This window comes from Pseudomonas sp. LAM2023 (assembly GCF_016620375.1).
Lineage (GTDB): Bacteria > Pseudomonadota > Gammaproteobacteria > Pseudomonadales > Pseudomonadaceae > Aquipseudomonas > Aquipseudomonas anuradhapurensis.
In genome coordinates this window covers 72,148-93,509 of record NZ_JAENHV010000009.1, presented here as the reverse complement: position 1 = coordinate 93,509, position 21,362 = coordinate 72,148, and the positions used below count along the sequence as shown (strand labels likewise).

Genomic DNA, 21,362 nt, shown 5'->3' with positions numbered 1-21,362 from the left:
GTCAGCCAAGCAGCGCTTTCAAGCCCTGCAACTCTTGTTCGGTCAGCGCCACCCCCTCCTCCTCGGCCACTTCGCGCTCGCGGTAGCGCCGTTCACCGGGCATACGGGTCAGCCCTGCCGCCTGCATCTGCTCCACCAGTTCGCGGCTGCGCTGGGCAAAGCGCTCGCCCTCGGCCTTGCTCGGGTCGATGACGATGATCAGCTGCCCGGTCCATGGTGTTTTCGCGCCCGGATGCCCCGACCAGTCGAACTCCCACGAAAAGTGCCCGCCGGTCAGCGCCGCCGCCAGCAACTCGACCATCATCGACAGCGCCGAGCCCTTGTGCCCGCCAAACGGCAGCAAGGCGCCACCTTCCAGGATTGCCTTGGGGTCGGTGGTCGGCTCGCCATTGGCATCCACGCCCATGCCTTCAGGCAACTGCTGGCCGGCGCGCGCGGCAATCTGCACGTCACCGTGGGCCATGGCACTGGTGGCCATGTCGAAGACGATCGGGTCGTGTTCGGCACAGGGCGCGGCAAAGGCGATGGGGTTGGTGCCAAACAGCGGCTTGCGCGCACCATGCGGCACCACGCAGGTCATGCTGTTGACCACGCTCAGGGCCACCAGGCCTTCCTCGGCGAAAGGTTCCACGTCTGGCCACAGCGCGGCGAAGTGGTGCGAGTTGTGAATCGCCAGTACCGCGATGCCAGCGTTGCGCGCCTTGGCCACCAGTAGGCCACGGGCTGCCGCCAGTGCCGGCTGGGCAAAGCCGCCTGCGGCATCGACACGCACATAGCCAGCCGCCACGTCGCTTACCTGCGGCGTGGCCTGGCCGTCGACCCAGCCACTGGCCAGCGTCGAGACATAGCCAGGCATGCGGAACACCCCATGGCTGTGGGCACCATCGCGCTGGGCGCTGGCGCAATTGTGAGCCAATACACGGGCCACGCCATCGCTGCAACCATGGCGCTGGAAAATAGCCTGCAACAAGGCCTGGAGCTCGGTGAAAGGCACGCGCACGACAGTGCTGGTGGAAGGTGCGGACATCTGAAGCTCCTTTATTGGAATTGGAATGGCTACAGCGTGCAACGACAAAAACTTTCCTGCATGTGACAGCTATCTGTCAATTGTTGACTTGATGACAGAAAACATTCATTTTCTTCCACAAGCCTCACCCCTGGAGCCGCAGCATGAGCCAAATGATCAAGCAACGCCTGGAACACAGCCTCGAAGGGGCCGCAGCTTCCGGCCGCAAGATCGCCACCTACATGCTCGCCAACCTGCATGAACTGCCGTTCCAGACCTCGGCCAGCATCGCTGCCAAGCTGGGCGTCAGCGAATCCAGCGTTGGCCGCTTCTGCCGCTCACTGGGTTATGCCCATCTCAAGGCGCTCAAGCAAGACCTGCAGAACGACCTGGGTGACGGCCCGTGGCTGGTGGGCGACCGCCTGCAAGATTACCGCCAGAATCAGGACGCCGGCGACAACGCTGGCAGCCTGGAGCTGGAAATCGCCGCCCTGGTGCGTGTGCACGAGTATCGCCAGGGCAGCGCCTGGCACGCCGTCGCGCAACGCCTGGCGAGCAAGCAGCGGGTGTTCATTGCCGGTTTCCAGACCGAGCGCGGCATCGCCATGTGCATGAGCCATCTGCTGCAGTACCTGCGCGATGGCGTGCAACTGGTCGATCTCGGCGCCGGCCACTTCGGCGACGTGTTGCTGGGCCGCGCCGAGGACAGCGCCCTGGTGGTATTCGAGGCACGCCGCTATTCCCGCCATGCCCTGCTGTTGTGCCAGAAGGCGCGCGAGGCCGGCATTGCGGTCACCCTGGTGACCGACACCTTCTGTGACTGGGCCGATGCCAATGCCGACGAGGTGTTCCGCATCCCCACCGAATTCAACCTGTTCTGGGAATCCACCTCGACCATGCTGTCGTGGGTGCACCTGATGGTCAACGAGGTCTGCAAGAAGCTCGGGCCGGATGTTGAAAAACGCTTGGAAGCAACTGCCGCTCTACATAACGAATTCGTCGGCTACACCTCGTGGTCGGCGGGAAAACAACAATAGCAAGAGTGCAAGAGGTGCGAGATGAACAAGACCATGGCCTTGGTGGGTGCGTGCGCCCTGCTGCTGTCGGGCGCCGCCAGTGCCGAAACCCTGCGCTTCGCCACCGAGGGCGCCTACCCGCCCTTCAATTACGTCGACGCCAATAACCAGTTGCATGGCTTCGATGTCGACATCACCCACGCCCTGTGCGAGCAGATGAAAGTCGAATGCACGCTGGTGGCCCAGGACTGGGAAGGCATCATCCCCGCCCTGATGGCACGCAAGTACGACGCGGTGGTGGCCTCGATGATCAACACCGAGGAGCGGCGCAAGAAGATCGCCTTCACCGACCACTACTACCGCACACCGCTGACCGTCGCCGTGGCCAAGGACAGCAAGATCAGCGACGCCCAGACCAACTTCGACGGCTATACCGTGGGCGCGCAGTCGTCGTCGACCCAGGCCATCTACGCCGAAGACGTCTATGCCAAGGCAGGCGCCGACGTGAAGCTGTACCCGACCATGGACGAAGCCAACGCCGACCTCGCCGCTGGCCGCCTGGACGGCGTGATCGCCGACAAGTTCCCGCTGCAGGAGTGGATGACCAAGAACGGCGGGGACTGCTGCAAGATCCTCGGCGACGTGGCCAACACCAAGGCCGACGCCGCGATTGCCGTGCGCAAGGACGACGAGGCCCTGCGCCAGCGCCTGAATACTGCGCTGCAACAGATCGTGGCCAACGGCACCTACCAGAAGATCGCCAGCAAGTACTTCGCTTTCGATATCTACAACTGATCTTCAGGAAACTGCGCAATCTGTAGGAGCGGCCTTGCGTCGCGACAGGGCCGCAAGGCGGCCCCGGCACTCCCTGCCACGGCATAGATCCTGGGGCTGCTGCGCAGCCCTTTCGCGACACCAGGCCGCTCCTGCAAAGAGTCCGCGTTGCCCATCCTAGGGGTTTGTCATGCTCGATCAATTGTCCTTGCTGTCCTTCGCCAGCGGAGGCTGGGGCCAGGCGCTGCTGGCCGGCGCCCTGGTCACCCTGTCCCTGGCCCTGGCCTGCCTGCCCGTCGGCCTGCCGCTGGGCCTGCTGGTCGCCCTCGCGGCACGCTCGCGCAAGCGCCTGCCTCGGCTCTGGGCCACCACCTTCTCCACCGTGTTCCGTGGCCTGCCCGAACTGCTGACGCTGCTGATCATCTATTACGGCTGCCAGATCGCGGCGCAGAAGATCCTCGCCGCCATGGGTTATCCGGGTGAGTTCCTGATCAACACCTTCCTTGCCGCGATGATCGCCTTCAGCCTGGTGTTCGCCGCCTTTTCCAGCGAAATCTGGCTGGCCGCCTTCAAGACCTTGCCCAAGGGCCAGCTGGAAGCGTGCTCGGCGCTGGGCCTGAGCAAACGCACGGGTTTCTTCAAGGTGCTGCTGCCGCAACTGACCCGGATCGCCCTGCCCGGCCTGTCCAACAACTGGCTGTCGCTGCTCAAGGACACCTCACTGGTTTCCACCATCTCGCTGGTCGACCTGATGCGCCAGACCAACCTGGCAGTCAGCGTGACCAAGGAACCGATGTTCTTCTATGGCGTCGCCTGCCTGGGCTACCTGCTGTTCGCCGCCCTCTCCGGACGCGTGTTCGCCTTCATCGAACGGCGCAGCAACCGCCACCTGCAAGGAGCACGCGCATGAGCCTCGAACAACTGCTGGCGTTGGTGGTCGACCCCAACCTGCTGGAGCGCTACGGCCCGCGTTTCCTCGATGGCCTGCTGGTGACCGCCAAACTGGTGGCGATTTCCTTCAGCCTGGGTGCCCTGCTGGGCCTGCTGCTGGCCCTGGCGCGCATGTCGCGCAGCCTGCTGCTGCAACGCGTGGCTGCAGGCTACGTGTACTTCTTCCGCGGCTCGCCGCTGCTGGCCCAGCTGTTCCTGCTGTATTACGGCCTGGGCTCGCTCAAGGGCTTCTGGCAGGACGTCGGCCTGTGGTGGTTCTTCCGCGAGGCGTGGTTCTGCACCCTGCTGGCATTCACCCTGAACACTGCCGCCTACCAGGCCGAGATCTTCCGCGGCAGCCTGATGGCCGTGGCTCCTGGCCAGCATGAAGCAGCGCGGGCCCTGAACCTGAAGCGCTCGACCACCTTTTTCAAGGTGATCCTGCCGCAGTCGCTGTTGGTGGCCATCGGCCCGCTGGGCAACGAACTGATCCTGATGATCAAGGCCAGCGCGATCGCCTCGCTGGTAACCATCTACGACCTGATGGGCGTGACCAAGCTGGCCTTCTCGCGCAGTTTCGACTTCCAGATCTACCTGTGGGCCGCCGTGCTCTACCTGCTGATCGTCGAACTGGTGCGGCGCCTGTTGAAGCACCTGGAAGCCCGCCTGGGCCGCCACCTGAATTGACCGAAGGATACGTTCCAATGCATTGCCAGACCCTTGTCCTCGGCGCCGGCATCGTCGGCGTCAGCACTGCGCTGCACCTGCAGGCCCGCGGGCGCCAGGTGATCCTGATCGACCGCGACGAACCGGGCAGCGGCACCAGCCACGGCAATGCCGGGCTGATCGAGCGCTCCAGCGTCATCCCCTACGCCTTCCCGCGGCAACTGGGCGCGCTACTGCGCTACGGCCTGAACCGCCAGCCCGATGTGCGTTACAGCCTGCTGCACCTGCCCAAGGCGGCCCCGTGGCTATGGCGTTACTGGCGCCAGTCGGCCCCTGGGCGCCTGGCCGGGGCTGCCGCCGACATGCTGCCGCTGGTGCAACGTTGCGTCGAGGAACACGATGCGCTGATCGCTGCCGCCGGCCTGGAAGGCCTGGTGCAGGCCAAAGGCTGGATCGAAGTGTTCCGTGACCCGGCGCTGTTCGCGCAGGCCAAGGCCGACGCCATAGGCCTGAGCCGCTATGGCCTGCAGTTCGAAATCCTCGAATGCGGGCAGCTGCAGGCCCGCGAACAGCAGCTGGACGCCACCGTGGTCGGTGGCATCCATTGGCTCGACCCCAAGACCGTGAACAACCCTGGCGCCCTCACCCGTGGCTATGCCAGCCTGTTCCTGCAACGCGGCGGGCAGTTCCTGCACGGCGATGCACGCAGCCTGCGCCAGCTCGATGGCCAATGGCAGGTCGACAGCCGCCGCGGCCCGATCACCGCCGATGAAGTGGTGGCCTGCCTCGGCCCACAGTCCGCCGATCTGTTCAGCGGCCTGGGCTATGAAATCCCGTTGGCGATCAAGCGTGGCTACCACATGCACTACAGCACCCGTGACGGCGCGCAGCTGGAGCACTCCATCTGCGATACCCAGGGCGGCTACGTGCTGGCGCCCATGGCCCGCGGCGTGCGCCTGACCACCGGCATCGAGTTCGCAGCCAGCAGCGCACCGGGCAACCAGATCCAGCTGGGCCGCTGCGAAGCCCTGGCCCGCAAGCTGTTCCCGGCGCTGGGCGAGCGTCTGGACGACAGCCCATGGCTGGGCCGCCGCCCCTGCCTGCCCGACATGCGCCCGGTGATCGGCCCGGCTCCGCGCCACCCGGGGCTGTGGTTCAACTTCGGCCATGCCCACCATGGCCTCACCCTGGGCCCGGTCAGCGGCCGCCTGCTGGCCGAACTGGTCACCGGCGAACGCCCCTTCACCGACCCCGCGCCCTATAGCGCGACCCGTTTCGACTGAACCCACGCGGGAGAACAACAAAGATGACCGCACCACTGAGCCTTGCCAGCCTTGCCCCCGAACCCGACCCACGCCCGGTGCTGATCCGCATCGAGGGCCTCAACAAGCACTACGGTGCCTTCCATGTACTGCGCGACATCAACCTGCAGGTGCGCGAAGGCGAACGCATCGTGCTTTGCGGGCCTTCCGGCTCGGGCAAATCGACGCTGATCCGTTGCATCAACCGCCTGGAAGTGGCCCAGCAGGGCAGCATCAAGGTGGACGGCATCGACCTGGCTGCCAGCAGCCGCGAAGCGGCGCGAGTGCGCAGCGATATCGGCATGGTGTTCCAGCACTTCAACCTGTTCCCGCACATGAGCGTGCTGGACAACTGCCTGCTGGCCCCCACCAGCGTGCGCGGGTTGTCGCGCAAGGATGCCGAAGAGCGCGCACGCATGTACCTGAGCAAGGTCGGTATCGAAAGCCAGGCGCACAAGTATCCCAGCCAGCTGTCCGGTGGCCAGCAGCAGCGGGTGGCGATCGCCCGGGCGCTGTGCATGAAGCCCCGTATCATGCTGTTCGACGAGCCCACCTCGGCACTGGACCCGGAGATGGTCGCCGAGGTGCTGGACGTGCTGGTGCAACTGGCCGGTACCGGAATGACCATGCTCTGCGTCACCCATGAAATGGGCTTTGCCCGGCAGGTCGCCGAGCGCGTGCTGTTCCTCGAGGGCGGGCAGATCATCGAGGACAGCCCGCCGCAGGTGTTCTTCAACCAGCCGCGTACCGAGCGGGCCAAAGGGTTCCTGGCGCAGATACTGCACTGATTGAAAATCATGCAAGCTGGCGCGATACCTGTGTAGGAGCGGCCTTGTGTCGCGAAAGGGCTGCATGGCAGCCCCAGGATTTTCAGCGCAGAAATACAAATTGCCGGGGCTGCGTTGCAGCCCTTCGCGACACAAGGCCGCTCCTACACAGTTTCCGCGTCAGCGACGGCGTGAGCGACTCTACCGGGCCTTCATTGCACCGCTGCAAAGACCCGACTGCATCGTTAAATATTATTGACCTTAACCCCCGCCAAACCCACGCCGGCACAGGCCCGCATCGGTTTCAGCCCCCAAAAACCGGCGCATTCCCTGGCATCAAGCCCTGTTCCGTCGTTTGACATATCGAACGGCTCTGGCAAGCTATCTACAAGCCCCGACCGGAATCGTCGCCTCTGACGAGCCGGCAGTGCTCGGGGCTACAGGCTGCACCCAAGGCTACGCGCCGTGCACCTGCACAACAACGACAGGCCGAACCTGTCCCAAGGTGACATATGTCCAACAGCAACATTGGCAACAAGCAACCTTCCCTGCGCAAACCCGTCGTCCTGATGACCATGGGCAGCCAAGAGCGCAAAGGCCATGACTACCAGGTCATGACCCACAAATACATCACTCCGCTGGTCGAGTTCGCCGATTGCGTACCGGTACTGGTCCCCACCTGCTGCGGCATCGATGACCTCGAAACCTACCTGGACATGGCCGACGGCGTGTACCTGACCGGCGCTGGCAGCAACATCGACCCGGCCCTGTACGGCCAGGAAAACCAGACCCCCGGCAAAGGCCAGGACAAGCACCGCGACCTGTTCGACATCCCCCTGGTAAAGGCAGCGATCAAGCGCGGCCTGCCGATCTTCGGCATCTGCCGGGGCATGCAGGAAATCAACGTGGCCCTGGGTGGCGACATCTACCAGAAGGTCTACGCCGAGCCTGGCTTCAACGACCATCGGGAAAACCCGGAAGACCCGGTCGAGGTGCAATACGCCCAGGTGCACGGCGTGAAGATCGAGCCTGGCAGCTGGCTGCGTGACACACTGGGTACCGACGAAATTCGCGTCAACTCGCTGCATGGCCAGGGCCTGCGCAAGCTCGGCGCCGGCATCGAGGCCATCGCCCATGCCGAAGACGGCCTGGTCGAGGCGATTCACGCCCCGAGCCTCTCGCCGTTCCTGTTCGCCGTGCAGTGGCATCCAGAGTGGCAAGCGGCGAGCAACCCGGACTCGATCAAGATCTTCCAGGCCTTCGGCGATGCTTGCCGGGCCCAGGTACGCAAGGCGCAGATCAAGCGCCAGCAGGCTGCCTGACCTTCGTTTCACTGCGCTTTGATCGCGGGGCGGCGCAAGGTCGCCCCCGTTTCCCCGGTCACCCTCTGCTGGTCCCAGAACACTTCCCGTGGAAGCGGGCGGCGGGCTTGTGCCTGTCTCCGCGATCTTTTTTCCTTTTTTTCTTAAGAGATATGATGACTGCCGAGCGGTTGTCGTTGGATCTTCTGCGCCTGGGAGATCGAGCGCCGCGCGGGCGGCGCTCGATTTACGCAACCACACACATCTAAAACCAATCCGCCCTGCCATCCCCCTGCCATCCCCGCAAAAAATTCCCAAAAGGCACTAGTCATCGCACTAGTTGTACGATAACTTACCTCCAGCGCAGAACAACACCCTCCACCCCCAAGCGCCACAGGATGCCTACAACAATGACCCCACAAGAACTGAAATCCATCCTCTCCCACGGCCTGCTGTCCTTCCCGGTCACCGACTTCAATGCCCAGGGCGACTTCAACCCGGCGGGCTACGTGAAGCGCCTGGAATGGCTCGCTCCCTACGGCGCCAGCGCCCTGTTCGCCGCCGGCGGCACCGGTGAGTTCTTCTCCCTGGCCGCCAGCGAGTACAGCCAGGTGATCAAGACCGCAGTCGACACCTGCGCCACCTCGGTACCGATCCTCGCCGGCGTTGGTGGTGCCACCCGCCAGGCCATCGAGTACGCCCAGGAAGCCGAGCGGCTGGGTGCCAAGGGCCTGTTGCTGTTGCCGCACTACCTGACCGAAGCCAGCCAGGAAGGCGTTGCCGCCCACGTCGAGGCAGTGTGCAAAGCGGTGAACATCGGCGTCGTGGTGTACAACCGCAACGTCTGCCGGCTGAACGCCGACCTGCTGGAAAAGCTCGCCGAACGCTGCCCGAACCTGATCGGCTACAAGGACGGCCTGGGCGACATCGAGCTGATGGTGTCGATCCGTCGCCGCCTGGGCGAGCGCTTCAGCTACCTGGGTGGCCTGCCGACCGCCGAGGTCTATGCGGCTGCCTACAAGGCCCTGGGCGTGCCGGTGTACTCCTCCGCCGTGTTCAACTTCGTGCCGAAGACCGCCATGGCCTTCTACAACGCCATTGCCCGTGACGACCAGGCCACCGTGGCCAAGCTGATCGACGACTTCTTCCTGCCCTACCTGGACATCCGCAACCGCAAGGCCGGTTACGCCGTCAGTATCGTCAAGGCCGGTGCCAGGATTGCCGGTTACGATGCAGGCCCGGTGCGTACCCCGCTGACCGACCTGACTGCCGACGAGTACCAGCAGCTCGCTGCGCTGATGGACAAGATGGGCCCGCAGTAGTCACTGCCCGCGGCCTGCCCGACGCCGCGCCCGGAGTGGCCAGCCACTCCGGTTATCCTTGATGAGCCCGCACAAAAATAACTAGTGGGAGTATTGCCAGCATGCAAGCGAGCAAAAAGACGCATGTGCGCTACCTGATCCTGTTCATGCTGTTTCTGGTGACCACGATCAACTACGCCGACCGCGCCACCATTGCCATCGCAGGTTCCAGCCTGCAGAAAGACCTCGGCATCGATGCCGTCACCCTGGGTTATATATTCTCCGCCTTCGGCTGGGCCTATGTGGCCGGGCAGATTCCCGGCGGCTGGCTGCTCGATCGCTTCGGTTCCAAGAACGTCTACGCCTTCAGCATCTTCACCTGGTCGTTGTTCACCTTGCTGCAGGGCTTTGTCGGTGGCCTGCCGGTGGCCTGGGCGGTGGTCACGCTGTTCACCCTGCGCTTCCTGGTCGGTTTTGCCGAAGCCCCGTCGTTCCCGGGGAATGCCCGCATCGTCGCCGCCTGGTTCCCGACCCAGGAACGCGGCACCGCCTCGGCCATCTTCAACTCGGCGCAATACTTTGCCACTGCCCTGTTCGCACCGCTGATGGGCTGGATCGTGTTCCGCTTCGGCTGGGAGCACGTGTTCATCGTCATGGGCGTACTGGGCATCGTGTTCTCCATGGTCTGGCTGAAGACCATCTACAACCCGCGCCAGCATCCGCGCATCAGCCCGGCCGAACTCGAGCACATAGAGCGAAATGGCGGCCTGGTGGACATGGACCAGAAACGCGGCAGCGACGGCCCGAAATGGGGCTACATCAGGCAACTGCTGACCAGCCGCATGCTGCTGGGGGTGTACCTGGGCCAATACTGCATCAACGCCATCACCTACTTCTTCCTAACCTGGTTCCCGGTGTACCTGGTACAGGAGCGCGGCATGACCATCCTCAAGGCCGGCTTCATCGCCTCGTTGCCGGCAATCTGCGGTTTCATCGGCGGCGTGCTCGGCGGGGTGATTTCCGACTGGCTGCTGCGCCGCGGCAACTCGCTGACCTTCTCGCGCAAGCTGCCGATCGTCTGCGGGCTGCTGCTGTCGACCAGCATGGTGTTCTGCAACTACGTCGACAGCGAATGGATGGTGGTCGGCTTCATGACCCTGGCGTTCTTCGGCAAAGGCATCGGCGCACTGGGCTGGGCGGTAGTCGCCGACACGTCGCCCAAGCAGATCGCCGGGCTTTCAGGCGGCCTGTTCAATACCTTCGGCAACATCGCCTCGATCACCACCCCGATCGTCATCGGCTACATCATCAGCGCCACCGGCTCGTTCAAGTGGGCACTGGTGTATGTGGGCGCCAATGCCTTGGTGGCGGTGTTCAGCTACCTGGTCATCGTCGGCCCGATCAAGCGCATCGAGCTGCGCGAACCGCCAAAGCCTGACGCCGGGCCAGTCGCCAGCGGCGAACTGGCCAGCTCGCAGCACTGACTGAGCACGCCTGTGCCGGCCCCCCGGCGCAGGCGGATGGACAAACGCCTGAGAACCTGACAAGTAGGGCCCGAACATGCAGTTGATCGAACATTCCGACTCGCCCCGCTACGTCCGCCTGCACGATGACGACAACGTCGTGGTGGTGGTCAATGCCGGCGGCCTGGGCGAAGGTGCCCGCTTCGCCGATGGCCTGACCCTGGTCGAAGGCGTGCCACAAAGCCACAAGGTGGCCACCGTGGCCATTGCCAAGGGCGAGCCCGTGCGCCGCTATGGGCAGATCATCGGCTACGCACTGGAGGACCTGCGCCAGGGCAGCTGGGTACAGGAGAGCCAGCTGGCCATGCCGGCGGCCCCGGCGCTGGACAGCCTGCCCCGCTGCGATGCTGTGCCGCAGCCGCTGCCGCCGCTCGAAGGCTTCAGCTTCCAAGGCTACCGCAATGCCGACGGCAGCGTCGGCACTCGCAACATTCTGGGCATCACCACCACCGTGCAGTGCGTGGCCGGGGTACTGGAGCACGCCGTCAAGCGCATTCGCAGCGAGCTGCTGCCCAGCTACCCGAACGTCGATGATGTGGTCGCCATCACCCACAGCTACGGCTGCGGCGTGGCGATCAACGCGCGCGATGCCTACATCCCGATCCGCACCGTGCGCAACCTGGCGCGCAACCCCAACCTCGGCGGCGAGGCCCTGGTCATCAGCCTGGGTTGCGAAAAGCTGCAGGCCGACCAGGTGATGCACGCCGACGACCCCTCGGTCGACCTCAGCGAGCCCTGGCTGTACCGCCTGCAGGACGCCAGCCTGGGCTTTGTGGAGATGATCGAACAGATCATGCAGCTGGCCGAAACCCGCCTGAAGAAACTCGACCAGCGCCGCCGCGAAAGCGTACCGGCCAGCGAACTGATCCTGGGCATGCAGTGCGGGGGCAGCGATGCCTTTTCCGGCATTACCGCCAACCCGGCGCTGGGCTACGCTGCCGACCTGCTGGTTCGCGCCGGTGCCACCGTGCTGTTCTCGGAGGTGACCGAAGTGCGCGATGCGATCTACATGCTGACTTCGCGCGCGCAAGACCAGGAAGTTGCCGATGCGCTCGTCCGCGAGATGGACTGGTACGACCGTTATCTGCAACAGGGTGCCGCCGACCGCAGCGCCAACACCACGCCAGGCAACAAGAAAGGCGGCCTGTCGAACATCGTCGAGAAGGCCCTGGGCTCGATCGTCAAGTCCGGCAGCGGTGCCATCCAGGGCGTGCTTGGCCCGGGCGAGCGGGTCAAGCGCAAAGGCCTGATCTTCTGCGCCACCCCGGCCAGCGACTTTGTCTGCGGCACCCTGCAGCTGGCCGCTGGCATGAACCTGCACGTGTTCACCACTGGCCGCGGCACCCCCTATGGCCTGGCCATGGCGCCGGTGGTCAAGGTCTGCACCCGCAGCGAGCTGGCCCAGCGCTGGCCCGACCTGATCGACATCGATGCCGGGCGCATCGCCAGCGGCCGCGCGACCATCGAAGAGCTGGGCTGGGAGCTGTTCCACTACTACCTGGACGTGGCCAGCGGCCGCAAGCGGACCTGGGCCGAGCAGCACCGCCTGCATAACGACATCACCCTGTTCAACCCGGCACCGATTACCTGATGCCCCCGAGGTTGCCCGGACGTCCGCTAGTTCACCCCCCCTGTAGGAGCGGGATCACCCGCGATCACCGGCACAGCCGGTGCCATCCATCGCGTTGGGTTGTTCGCGGGATAAACCCGCTCCAGCAGGGCTGCGCCCCGAATGCGTTCCACTTTTCCCCTAAAGCCCACAGGAGCACCCCATGCCTGAAATCCTCGGCCACAACTTCATCGCCGGCCAGCGCAGCGCCGCGGGCCAACAGCGCCTGCAGAGCCTGGACGCCAGCACTGGCGAGGCGCTGCCATACAATTTCTTCCAGGCTACCGAAGGCGAAGTGGACCAGGCTGCCAAGGCTGCCGCGGCGGCCTTTGCCGAATTCCGCCAGTTGGCCCCGACGCGGCGCGCCGAGTTCCTCGACGCCATTGCCGCCGAACTGGATGAGCTGGACGACGCCTTCGTCAGCATCGTTTGCCGCGAAACCGCCCTGCCCGCCGCACGTATCCACGGCGAGCGCGGCCGTACCAGTGGCCAGATGCGCCTGTTCGCCCAGGTATTGCGCCGCGGTGATTTCCTTGGGGCGCGCATCGACCTCGCCCTGCCAGAGCGCCAGCCGTTGCCACGCGCAGACCTGCGCCAGATGCGCATCGGCGTCGGCCCGGTTGCGGTGTTCGGCGCCAGCAACTTCCCGCTGGCCTTCTCCACCGCCGGGGGCGACACCGCCGCCGCCCTGGCTGCCGGTTGCCCGGTGGTGTTCAAGGCCCACAGCGGCCACATGGCCACGGCCGACCTGGTGGCCTGCGCCATCCAGCGCGCCGCCGAGCGCACCGGGATGCCCAAGGGGGTATTCAACATGGTCTTCGGTGGCGGCGTCGGCGAGTGGCTGGTCAAGCACCCGGCGATCCAGGCAGTTGGCTTTACCGGCTCGCTGAAAGGCGGTGACGCGCTGTGCCGCATGGCCGCCGAACGCCCGCAGCCAATCCCGGTGTTCGCTGAAATGTCCAGTATCAACCCGGTGATCATCCTGCCCGGCGCCCTGGCCAAGCGTGGTGATTCGATTGCCCGCGAACTGGCGGGTTCGGTCTGCCTCGGCGCTGGCCAGTTCTGCACCAACCCGGGCCTGGTGATCGGCCTGCAGTCGCCGCAGTACAGCCAGTTGCTGGCCGAGCTTGGCCACCACCTGGCTCAACAAGCCGGCCAGACCATGCTCAACGCCGCAGGCTTGCGCAGCTACGTTGCTGGCCTGGAGCATTTGCAGGCCCACGCCGGTATCCAGCACCTGGCCGGCCAGGCTCAGGCAGGCAGCCAGGCCCGTGCGCAGCTGTTCAAGGCCGATGCCCGCTTGCTGATCGAATCCGACCCGTTGCTGCAGGAAGAAGTGTTCGGCCCTGCCACCGTGGCCGTCGAAGTGCAGGACAACGCGCAATTGCGCAGCGCCTTGCTCGGCCTGCGTGGGCAACTGACCGCAACGCTGATCGGCGAGCCCGAGGACTTCGAGGCCTTTGCCTGGCTGGTGCCACTGCTGGAAGAAAAGGTCGGGCGGATTCTGGTGAACGGCTACCCGACCGGTGTCGAGGTATGTGAGGCAATGGTGCATGGCGGGCCGTACCCGGCAACCTCGGATGCCCGCGGCACCTCGGTCGGCACCCTGGCGATCGACCGTTTCCTGCGCCCGGTGTGTTACCAGAACTACCCGCAGGCGCTGTTGCCCGCAGCACTGCGCGATGACAACCCGCTGGGGCTACGTCGGCTGGTGAATGGCCAATGGCGTGAAGGGCCGATCTGACCGGTTGCCCAAAACAACGAAGCCCCGCGCATGGCGGGGCTTTTCTTTCGGCTTGCCGGCGAACAGGCCGGCGCTGCCAGCCAGGGGTTCAGGCCCCCTGGGCCTCGGCCTCGGCATGAGCCTGGCGCAAACGCTCACGGCTATTGCTCAGGTGCATGCGCATGGCCATCTTGGCCCCTTCGCTGTCACCCCGGGCGATGGCTTCGTAGATCGCCTCGTGCTCATGCATCAAGCGGCTCATGTAATGTGCCTGGTCATCATGCGCCAGCCGCGCCGAATTCAGCCGGGTACGCGGAATGATGCTGGTGCCCAGGTGGTTGATGATGTCGGCAAAGTAGTGGTTGCCGCTGGCCTGGGCGATGCGCAGGTGAAACTGGAAGTCGGCAGATACCGCATCACTGGCGTGGGCTGCCCCTTCGTTGATTTCATCCAGTGCCGCACGCATACCGGCCAGCTGTTCATCGCTGCGGCGCTGTGCTGCCAGGCCTGCCGACTCGATCTCCAGGGCAATGCGCAACTCGAGCACCGCCAGCACTTCGCGCAATGTGACGACAGTCGCCGGGTCGATGCGGAAGCCACCGGTGGCTGGCGCATCCAGGACAAAGGTGCCGATACCGTGACGGGTCTCGACCTGCCCGGCGGCCTGCAGCCGCGAGATTGCCTCCCGCACTACGGTGCGGCTGACGCCCTCTTCGGCCATGATCTGCGATTCGGTCGGCAACTTGTCGCCACGCTTGAGCTGGCCGCTGCGAATCCGCTCGGTCAGCACCGTGACCAGTTCCTGCGCCAGGCTGCGCGGCTTGCGCCGGGTCCTTGGCTGTACCTGCTGCTCTGTCATTACGCTGTATTTCACCTAGAAAGACAGCCGTCATCATAGCGCAAGCAGTTGTACGATCACATACATACGGTGCGGTATTTCTCGACCTCGCCACCGGTGGCGACGCGGCGTTTGTAACTGACGGCAAATTGCTGGCCCCCGGCGTCCTGCAGCGAAGGCAAACTCCCTGTTCCGTCAGACGTTTAGGACAGCAACATGCGCGCAATTCTAGCAACGATGGCCGGCTGCCTGCTGGCTACGCTCGCTTTCGGCGCCCAGGCACGGGCATTGAGCCAGAACGATCGCCACACTTGCGACTGGGGCGCGCAGATCGCCGCCGAGGCCCAGCAGGCCAAGCTTTCCGGGGTAACGCTGTATGCCACTCGCAAGAAGCTGCAGGTACGCAAGTTCGCCAAACCGTGGATGCGCATGACCGCCTTCGGAATTACCGAGCAGACCTACAACAGCCGCTCGCAGCTCAAGCCGGCGGCGATCAGGCAGACTTACTACGAGCAGTGTGTGCAGCATGCTGTAGCACGACGTTAGTCTTTTTTATCAATAAGTTAGCAAATGAACTTAACGCTTTGAAGGAGATGCATTGTGTCGCGATGGGCCGCAAAGCGGCCCCGAGAATGTGCGGCAAAACCCCCGATTCCTGGGACCGCTTTGCGGCCCATCGCGACACAAGGCCGCTCCCACAAGAACCGCGTCTGGTGCGCCAGGAGGCGCCAGCCTCGAAGCGGGCTTCCAGCCAGGTTTTGAAGGCCACCAGGGCGCGGTGTCGAGGCGCGCAGTAGCCCGCATCAGCTAAGTGCCTGCTGCCACGTCCGGGTACCACGATGGCAGCGCCCGCACCAAGCACCAAGTGGCCAGATTCTTATCCGCCAAGCAGTCACCTACCGCCTGGATATCTTCTGTTTTACTTCAATAAATCATCGTAACCGATTGAAATACATAGAGTTCAATCCAAAATTCTCTGCTGTATCGGTTGCCTTGGCGGGCAGGGATACGCTGGCTTGGCGGATTCGACCTTCACGTCAGCTGCGGATACACCAGTAGGAAAAGGCAACATGACGCAGCGGCATCGCTTCAACGGGTATTTGTTAAGCTGATCACAACCGTCGTATCGGATCGAGACCATTCACAAGATGGATGAACTGCGTAGAATCGACCTCAACCTGCTCTTGGCCCTGCATGCTTTGCTGAGCGAAAAGCACGTCACGCGCGCAGCCCTGCGACTGCACCGTAGCCAACCTGCGGTCAGCCACGCGCTGGCGCAGTTGCGCAAGCATTTCGACGACCCTTTGCTGATGCGCCAGAACGGCCGCATGGTCCTGACCCCGCGTGCCGAATCGCTGGCCAGCCCGCTGCAGGACGCCTTGAACGCCCTCAACGGCCTGCTGGCCACGCCGGTTTTCGAACCGGCCAAGGCCCAGCGCCGCTTCCGTCTGTCGCTGTCGGATTACGCTTCACGGATTGTCCTGCCGCCGCTGGTCCGCCATCTGCGCCGGGTCGCCCCTGGCGTGGACCTGGCCATCAGCCAGGCCAGCCGCGAAACCATGCTGGCGCAGTTGCTTGACGGCGAACTGGACCTGGCCCTGGGCTTGTTCCCCGACCCACCCGAACAAATCACCACCCAGGCGCTGTTTGCCGAGGACTTCATCAGCGTTGCCGATTGCCAGGTACTGCCCGTCGACGGCGGCCTGGCCCTGGAGGATTGGCTGGCCCGCCCGCACGTGTTGATGGCCATGCGCCCCGATGCCTTCGATGAGATCGAGCGTGCGCTTGCCGCGCTAGGGCTGCGCCGTCGCATTGCCCTGGCATTGCCCCACTGGAGCGCGGCCATCGACGTGCTGCCCGGCACCGACTTGATCCTTACCGTAGCGCGGCGGGCGGCAGGGCCCCTGCAGCAGCACCCGACGCTGCGTCAGTTCGAGCCTCCTTTGACTATCGCCCCGTTCGATTACCAGCAGGCTTGGCATATTCGCAAGGACAGCGACCCGGGACACCGCTGGCTGCGCGAGACCGTGCGGGCCTGCAGCCAGCCGGAGCACTGATCAGCCCTGCGGCGGCTTCGTGATCACAGCGGTGCCGGGCAGTGAACCCGCCGCCCAATTGCCTTGCACCAGCACCACCCCCACCAGGATCAGCACCAGGCCTGCCAGCCTGGTCAGGTTGAGTGGCTTGCCGCCCAGGCCCATCACGGCGAAATGGTCGACCAGCACTGCCGTGATGATTTGCCCAGCCACCACCAACACCAGAAACCCCGCAGCGCCAAGCCTGGGCGTCAGCGCTGCCGCGGCGGCCACGTAGAGGGCCCCCAGTACCCCTCCGATCCACAGCCACCACGGCCCCTGCAGGGCCTTGCCCAGGTCCGGTGCCGGCACCCTGAGCAATAGCAATGCAGCAATTACCACCAGCGAGCTCACTGTCAACGAAGTGAACGCCGCCCACAACCAGTGCCCCAGTGCGCGTCCAACGGCGGCATTGCCTGCAGCCTGAAACGGCAACACGGCACCGGCAAGCAACGCCATCACCACCGGCAGTGCCAGCAGGAGCATGGATTTACTGAACATGGCCGCTCTCCTTCAGCGTGTCGATGACGGCCATGATCGTACAACCCGCCGAAGTGATGGAAATCAAAACCCTGCACGCGCACTATTCGTAGCATGCATGCCTGAGGGTACTGTCGTACCTTGGCCGACCACATGGAGGTGGAACATGTTGCAGGAGCAACGCAAGACCCTGATCGACCTTGGCCAGTTGCCCACCCGCAACCTGGCCGAATGCCTGGCGGTAGACCAGGCGGCCCTCGCCCACGCCCTGGCCGGCCAGCTTCCCGAGGCACTGCTGGAGCAGTTGACCGCCAGCGCCGAACTGGCCCAGGCGCTGGGCCTGTCGAAAAAGGTCGCAGCCATTGGCCTGGCGCTGGGGCAATGGCTGGAGCAGGCTGCCGCGCCCTGGCGCCAACAGGCGTTCGAGCGATGCTGCACACACCCGTCCGATACCGTGCGCAGCTGGGCGGCATTTGCCCAGGCGCACCTGTCCCGCTCGCTGCCCCTGGAAGAGGCCCTGCAGGCGCAGTTGCGCTTCGCTCGTGATGAACACTTCGGTGTACGCGAGTGGGCCTGGATTGCCCTGCGCCTGCGCCTGGCGCAGAACCTTGACGCCGCTTTGCTCCTGCTCGGCCGCCATGTTGGCGATGCCGACCCGCTGGTGCGGCGGTTTTGCATCGAGATCCTGCGCCCCCGCGGGGTCTGGTGCGAACACATTGCCGCACTCAAGCAACAGCCGGAGGTGGCCGAGCCGATGCTGGTGCCACTGCTGGCCGAACCCGAGAAATATGCCCAGGACTCGGTCGCCAACTGGCTCAACGATGCCAGCAAGACCCGCCCTGACTGGGTGCTACGGCTGTTTCAACAACACCCTCCCGCCTGCAAGGCCTCGCGGCGGATACAGGCCCGGGCCAGCCGAAGCCTGACCCCGGCAGCAGCCGAGGTCGGCGCTGGTTGAGATCAGCGTGAGGTTTCGACGCGCAGCACTTCGGTGTAGATCGCGTCGACGGTCTGCCCGACCTCGAGGTTCTTCATGCGTGCCTGCAGGTCCGGGTTCTCGACCTTGACCACCTGCAGCTTGCCTTCCGGTGGCAGCAAGCTGACCTCATGCTTGTCGAGGTCGATCTTCTTGATCTGCGAGGTGATCTTGACCTGGCGGAATGCCTCGCCACCAGGGTTGGGGTTGTCCGCCGTGGCGCGGATGGTACCGGACTCGTCAGTCGCCTTTGGCGCCCCGCCTACTTCGGGATTCAACACATAGGCCACCGCGCGGGTGACATAGATGTCGACCTGGTCACCCACCTTGAGGTTGTGCAGTGCCTTGGCCTTTTCCGTGAGCTGGAAGGTCACATCCTTCTTCGCATCGGGACCTTTCACCGTGACCTGGCGCTTGCCCAGGTCGATGGCCGTGACTTGCGTGGTGACGTGGCTTTCCAGCGCCTCGCTGCCGATGGGAATACCGGCAGCCTGCACCGTGAAACTGGCAGCGCAGGCCAGCGTGGCAAGGGCGACAGCACGAGCGATGGAGCGAATTGGATTCATAGGCCTGCTTCCCTGTAATCAAGACCGGACGATTGCGCGTGATGCTCACGCGCTGACAAGCATAGCCGTTCCCGGTTGGCTTGCCGGGCCAGCCCCTGGCGACAGGTTCAGCCAGCGTGCAACCAGGCAGGCCGTCGCAATAGCAAATGCGAATTCTTTACACTTGCTTTACATTTGAGAATCGTTAGTATTCGCAACCTCGAATACAACAACGAGTCACCTGTAATGGCAAAAAAGTCTGTTGCCCCGGCTTCGCTTTCCATGCTCGGCCTGCTGGTCATGCCTGCTGCTCATGCAGCTCAACCTGAGTCGCAGGGTTCCCTCGCCCTGCCCGCCACCGCCGTCACCAGCGCCTATGAGCAGCAGAGCTACAAGGCCAGTGAAAGCCGCAGCGCCTTGAAGATCGACGCGCCGCTGCGCGACATCCCGCAAACCGTCAACGTCGTGCCGGAAAGCGTGATCAAGGACCAGGGCGCCCAGTCGATGCAAGACGTACTGAAGAACGTGCCTGGCGTCGGCCTGTCCAACGGCGATGGCCAGCGCGATCAGGTGACCATCCGTGGCTTCAGCGCCATTGGCGACATGTACATCGACGGTGTGCGCGACGATGCGCTGTACTTCCGCGACCTGTCCAACATCGAGCGGGTCGAGGTAATCAAGGGCCCTGCCGCCGTGCTGTATGGCCGTGGTTCTTCCGGTGGCCTGATCAACAGCATCAGCAAGAAACCCAGCTTCACACCCAAGCGCGAAGTGGGCATGAGCTTCGACAGCGAAGGCAAGCGCCGCACCCAGTTCGACAGTGGCTGGGCCGACCCGCAGGGCAACCAGGCCTACCGCGTGACCGGTGCCTTCGAAGACAGCGACACCTTCCGCGATGATGGCTACATCGACCGCAAGGCCATCGCGCCATCGGCGTATTTCCGCCTTTCCGACGACCTGGAACTGAACCTGGGCGCCACCTACCTGTACGACAAGCGCCTGATCGACTTCGGCATCCCGGCCCTGGGCAACCGCCCGGTGGATGTGCACCGTGACAAGCGCTTCGGTTCCGGCGATGCCGACCAGGACTATGCACGCAGTGAAGTGTTCTCGCTGACCGCAAGCCTTGATTACCGCATCAACGACGACTTTACCCTGACCAACACCAGCCGTTACTACCGCTACGACCTGGACCGCAACAACACCCTCGCCGACAGCAGCCCGAAGCGCTTCGTCACTGCGCCCGATGGCGAGCTGCTGGTCAAGCTCAACCGCGGCAATGTCGCCCGCGACGAGTACGGCCTGTTCAACCAGACCGAGCTCAAGCAACAGGCGCAGCTGGCCGGGATGCAGCACAACCTGCTGTATGGCGTGGAGGTGGGCTTCCAGGACAAGCACCAGCGGGTGCTGAGCCAGAACAACGTGGTCCAGGTGCCGGTGTACCGAGACGCCCTGGTAGCGGTGCCGGAACACGCCGCCAACCTGTCGTCGAAGGGCACCAACTGGCAGCAGACCACTGGCCTGTACGTGCAGGACCTGATCGAGCTGAATGAACACTGGAAAGCGCTGGTCGGTGTGCGTTATGACATCTTTGGCCAGGAATACGACGACGACCGCGCGCAGAATGTCGACCTCGACCGCACCGACAAGACCTGGAGCCCTCGCGCTGGCCTGGTCTACCAGCCGGATGCCATCCAGTCCTACTACGTTTCGGTCAGCCGCAGCTACCAGCCCTCGGGCGAGGTGTTCGCGGTCAGCCCAAGCAACCAGCACCTTGAGCCGGAACAAACCACCAACTACGAAATCGGCGCCAAGTGGGACCTGCTCGACAGCCGCCTGTCGTTGACAGCAGCGCTGTTCCGCCTCGAGCGCACCAACATGAAGACCGCCGACCCGGCCAACCCCAACCTCACCGTGCTGGCAGGCGAACAGCGCACCGACGGCTTCGAAGCCACCGTCAGCGGCCAGCTGAGTGACAAGTGGCAGATCTATGCCGGCTATGCCTATCTGGACGCCGAAATCAGCAAATCCAACAGCAAGACCAATGGCGTGGCCAACGAAGGCCAGACCCCTACCCTGACGCCGCGTAACAGCGCCAACGTCTGGCTGGTGCGTACCTTGACCCCGCAGTGGCGCGTGGCCGCCGGTGCCAATTACGTCGACGAGCGCTACACCGCACTCGATAACGTGGTAGTGATGCCGGGCTACACCACCTTCGACGCCGCGCTGCTGTACAGCGTGCCGCAGTGGGACGCCGCGCTGCGCCTGAAGAACGTGTTCGACCGCGACTACTACGCCTCTGCGCACGGCTCGGTGGACCTGATCACCCCAGGCGCACCGCGTACATTGGAAGCCAGCTTCAATTACCGCTTCTGATCGCCGGGCAAGCAGCCCGCGCCCCTTGTAGGAGCGGCCTCGTGTCGCGAAAGGGCCGCAAAGCGGCCCCAGTGATCATCGCGGCGAAGCTGCAATAGGGGGCCGCGGCGCGCCCCTTTCGCGACACGACGCCGCTTCAGCACGGGCGCATCCCC

General features: G+C 64.3%; 19 protein-coding genes. 15 read left to right on the top strand and 4 right to left on the bottom strand.

The window, feature by feature from the left end; all coding sequences use genetic code 11:
• Nucleotide 1 precedes the first annotated feature (1 nt).
• The gene (locus JKP78_RS00565) at nucleotides 2–1,027 is read right to left on the bottom strand and encodes an Ldh family oxidoreductase (RefSeq protein WP_186685637.1); all 1,026 of its coding nucleotides are present in this window, start codon (nucleotides 1,025–1,027) and stop codon (nucleotides 2–4) included.
• A 143-nt stretch (nucleotides 1,028–1,170) separates the two neighbouring features.
• Between JKP78_RS00565 and JKP78_RS00560 the strand changes: the two genes are divergently transcribed.
• From JKP78_RS00560 to JKP78_RS00510, 11 genes are all read left to right on the top strand, one after another.
• Complete coding sequence (locus JKP78_RS00560; protein ID WP_200625833.1) at nucleotides 1,171–2,043, top strand: MurR/RpiR family transcriptional regulator; 873 nt, start codon at nucleotides 1,171–1,173, stop codon at nucleotides 2,041–2,043.
• Nucleotides 2,044–2,064: 21 nt separating this feature from the next.
• Nucleotides 2,065–2,817, top strand: coding sequence for a transporter substrate-binding domain-containing protein (locus JKP78_RS00555; RefSeq protein ID WP_170030244.1), 753 nt, complete (start codon nucleotides 2,065–2,067; stop codon nucleotides 2,815–2,817).
• Nucleotides 2,818–2,986: 169 nt separating this feature from the next.
• Nucleotides 2,987–3,706, top strand: a complete 720-nt coding sequence (locus tag JKP78_RS00550; RefSeq protein ID WP_170030245.1) for an ABC transporter permease — start codon at nucleotides 2,987–2,989, stop codon at nucleotides 3,704–3,706.
• A complete protein-coding gene (locus tag JKP78_RS00545) occupies nucleotides 3,703–4,413 on the top strand; it encodes an ABC transporter permease (RefSeq protein WP_170030246.1) in 711 nt (236 codons plus the stop codon). Before JKP78_RS00550 ends, JKP78_RS00545 begins: the two co-directional genes overlap by 4 nt.
• A gap of 17 nt (nucleotides 4,414–4,430) precedes the next feature.
• Nucleotides 4,431–5,675 (top strand): NAD(P)/FAD-dependent oxidoreductase, encoded by a 1,245-nt coding sequence (locus JKP78_RS00540; RefSeq protein WP_170030247.1) that lies wholly within the window; start codon nucleotides 4,431–4,433, stop codon nucleotides 5,673–5,675.
• 23 nt (nucleotides 5,676–5,698) lie between these two features.
• A complete protein-coding gene (locus JKP78_RS00535; RefSeq protein WP_186685633.1) occupies nucleotides 5,699–6,481 on the top strand; it encodes an amino acid ABC transporter ATP-binding protein in 783 nt (260 codons plus the stop codon).
• Nucleotides 6,482–6,972: 491 nt separating this feature from the next.
• Nucleotides 6,973–7,782 carry a gamma-glutamyl-gamma-aminobutyrate hydrolase family protein gene (locus JKP78_RS00530; protein WP_170030249.1) on the top strand — a complete coding sequence of 270 codons (810 nt, stop codon included), beginning with the start codon at nucleotides 6,973–6,975 and terminating at the stop codon, nucleotides 7,780–7,782.
• Nucleotides 7,783–8,171: 389 nt separating this feature from the next.
• Entirely contained in the window at nucleotides 8,172–9,083 is a 912-nt protein-coding gene (gene kdgD, locus JKP78_RS00525) for a 5-dehydro-4-deoxyglucarate dehydratase (RefSeq protein ID WP_170030250.1), read from the top strand.
• A 101-nt stretch (nucleotides 9,084–9,184) separates the two neighbouring features.
• Nucleotides 9,185–10,546, top strand: coding sequence for an MFS transporter (locus tag JKP78_RS00520; protein ID WP_170030251.1), 1,362 nt, complete (start codon nucleotides 9,185–9,187; stop codon nucleotides 10,544–10,546).
• A gap of 76 nt (nucleotides 10,547–10,622) precedes the next feature.
• Nucleotides 10,623–12,176, top strand: a complete 1,554-nt coding sequence (gene garD, locus JKP78_RS00515) for a galactarate dehydratase (RefSeq protein ID WP_186685629.1) — start codon at nucleotides 10,623–10,625, stop codon at nucleotides 12,174–12,176.
• Nucleotides 12,177–12,357: 181 nt separating this feature from the next.
• Entirely contained in the window at nucleotides 12,358–13,938 is a 1,581-nt protein-coding gene (locus tag JKP78_RS00510) for an aldehyde dehydrogenase (NADP(+)) (RefSeq protein ID WP_186685627.1), read from the top strand.
• An 88-nt stretch (nucleotides 13,939–14,026) separates the two neighbouring features.
• Here the strand turns inward: JKP78_RS00510 and JKP78_RS00505 are convergent, their stop codons facing one another.
• A complete protein-coding gene (locus JKP78_RS00505) occupies nucleotides 14,027–14,776 on the bottom strand; it encodes a FadR/GntR family transcriptional regulator (protein ID WP_170030254.1) in 750 nt (249 codons plus the stop codon).
• Between the two features lie 195 nt (nucleotides 14,777–14,971).
• On the opposite strand from JKP78_RS00505, the gene JKP78_RS00500 reads away from it, so the two are divergent.
• Both JKP78_RS00500 and JKP78_RS00495 read left to right on the top strand, forming a co-directional pair.
• Complete coding sequence (locus JKP78_RS00500; protein ID WP_200625832.1) at nucleotides 14,972–15,301, top strand: hypothetical protein; 330 nt, start codon at nucleotides 14,972–14,974, stop codon at nucleotides 15,299–15,301.
• A 602-nt stretch (nucleotides 15,302–15,903) separates the two neighbouring features.
• Entirely contained in the window at nucleotides 15,904–16,812 is a 909-nt protein-coding gene (locus tag JKP78_RS00495; RefSeq protein WP_186685623.1) for a LysR family transcriptional regulator, read from the top strand.
• Here the strand turns inward: JKP78_RS00495 and JKP78_RS00490 are convergent, their stop codons facing one another.
• The gene (locus JKP78_RS00490; RefSeq protein ID WP_186685621.1) at nucleotides 16,813–17,331 is read right to left on the bottom strand and encodes a DMT family transporter; all 519 of its coding nucleotides are present in this window, start codon (nucleotides 17,329–17,331) and stop codon (nucleotides 16,813–16,815) included.
• A gap of 145 nt (nucleotides 17,332–17,476) precedes the next feature.
• On the opposite strand from JKP78_RS00490, the gene JKP78_RS00485 reads away from it, so the two are divergent.
• Nucleotides 17,477–18,268 (top strand): hypothetical protein, encoded by a 792-nt coding sequence (locus tag JKP78_RS00485; protein ID WP_442793956.1) that lies wholly within the window; start codon nucleotides 17,477–17,479, stop codon nucleotides 18,266–18,268.
• Between the two features lie 2 nt (nucleotides 18,269–18,270).
• Here the strand turns inward: JKP78_RS00485 and JKP78_RS00480 are convergent, their stop codons facing one another.
• A complete protein-coding gene (locus tag JKP78_RS00480; protein ID WP_186685620.1) occupies nucleotides 18,271–18,852 on the bottom strand; it encodes a hypothetical protein in 582 nt (193 codons plus the stop codon).
• Between the two features lie 225 nt (nucleotides 18,853–19,077).
• On the opposite strand from JKP78_RS00480, the gene JKP78_RS00475 reads away from it, so the two are divergent.
• A complete protein-coding gene (locus JKP78_RS00475; RefSeq protein WP_186685618.1) occupies nucleotides 19,078–21,207 on the top strand; it encodes a TonB-dependent receptor in 2,130 nt (709 codons plus the stop codon).
• The last annotated feature ends 155 nt before the right edge of the window (nucleotides 21,208–21,362 follow it).

Excerpts from the sequence above, each read along its gene's own strand:
- JKP78_RS00485 (WP_442793956.1), top strand. The coding sequence starts at position 17,477 with ATGTTGCAGGAGCAACGCAAGACCCTGATCGACCTTGGCCAGTTGCCC.
- JKP78_RS00505 (WP_170030254.1), bottom strand. The coding sequence starts at position 14,776 with ATGACAGAGCAGCAGGTACAGCCAAGGACCCGGCGCAAGCCGCGCAGC.
- JKP78_RS00565 (WP_186685637.1), bottom strand. The coding sequence starts at position 1,027 with ATGTCCGCACCTTCCACCAGCACTGTCGTGCGCGTGCCTTTCACCGAG.
- kdgD (WP_170030250.1), top strand. The coding sequence starts at position 8,172 with ATGACCCCACAAGAACTGAAATCCATCCTCTCCCACGGCCTGCTGTCC.
- JKP78_RS00490 (WP_186685621.1), bottom strand. The coding sequence starts at position 17,331 with ATGTTCAGTAAATCCATGCTCCTGCTGGCACTGCCGGTGGTGATGGCG.
- garD (WP_186685629.1), top strand. The coding sequence starts at position 10,623 with ATGCAGTTGATCGAACATTCCGACTCGCCCCGCTACGTCCGCCTGCAC.
- JKP78_RS00535 (WP_186685633.1), top strand. The coding sequence starts at position 5,699 with ATGACCGCACCACTGAGCCTTGCCAGCCTTGCCCCCGAACCCGACCCA.
- JKP78_RS00475 (WP_186685618.1), top strand. The coding sequence starts at position 19,078 with ATGGCAAAAAAGTCTGTTGCCCCGGCTTCGCTTTCCATGCTCGGCCTG.
- JKP78_RS00545 (WP_170030246.1), top strand. The coding sequence starts at position 3,703 with ATGAGCCTCGAACAACTGCTGGCGTTGGTGGTCGACCCCAACCTGCTG.
- JKP78_RS00500 (WP_200625832.1), top strand. The coding sequence starts at position 14,972 with ATGCGCGCAATTCTAGCAACGATGGCCGGCTGCCTGCTGGCTACGCTC.
- JKP78_RS00550 (WP_170030245.1), top strand. The coding sequence starts at position 2,987 with ATGCTCGATCAATTGTCCTTGCTGTCCTTCGCCAGCGGAGGCTGGGGC.
- JKP78_RS00530 (WP_170030249.1), top strand. The coding sequence starts at position 6,973 with ATGTCCAACAGCAACATTGGCAACAAGCAACCTTCCCTGCGCAAACCC.
- JKP78_RS00480 (WP_186685620.1), bottom strand. The coding sequence starts at position 18,852 with ATGAATCCAATTCGCTCCATCGCTCGTGCTGTCGCCCTTGCCACGCTG.
- JKP78_RS00495 (WP_186685623.1), top strand. The coding sequence starts at position 15,904 with ATGGATGAACTGCGTAGAATCGACCTCAACCTGCTCTTGGCCCTGCAT.
- JKP78_RS00555 (WP_170030244.1), top strand. The coding sequence starts at position 2,065 with ATGAACAAGACCATGGCCTTGGTGGGTGCGTGCGCCCTGCTGCTGTCG.
- JKP78_RS00540 (WP_170030247.1), top strand. The coding sequence starts at position 4,431 with ATGCATTGCCAGACCCTTGTCCTCGGCGCCGGCATCGTCGGCGTCAGC.
- JKP78_RS00510 (WP_186685627.1), top strand. The coding sequence starts at position 12,358 with ATGCCTGAAATCCTCGGCCACAACTTCATCGCCGGCCAGCGCAGCGCC.
- JKP78_RS00520 (WP_170030251.1), top strand. The coding sequence starts at position 9,185 with ATGCAAGCGAGCAAAAAGACGCATGTGCGCTACCTGATCCTGTTCATG.
- JKP78_RS00560 (WP_200625833.1), top strand. The coding sequence starts at position 1,171 with ATGAGCCAAATGATCAAGCAACGCCTGGAACACAGCCTCGAAGGGGCC.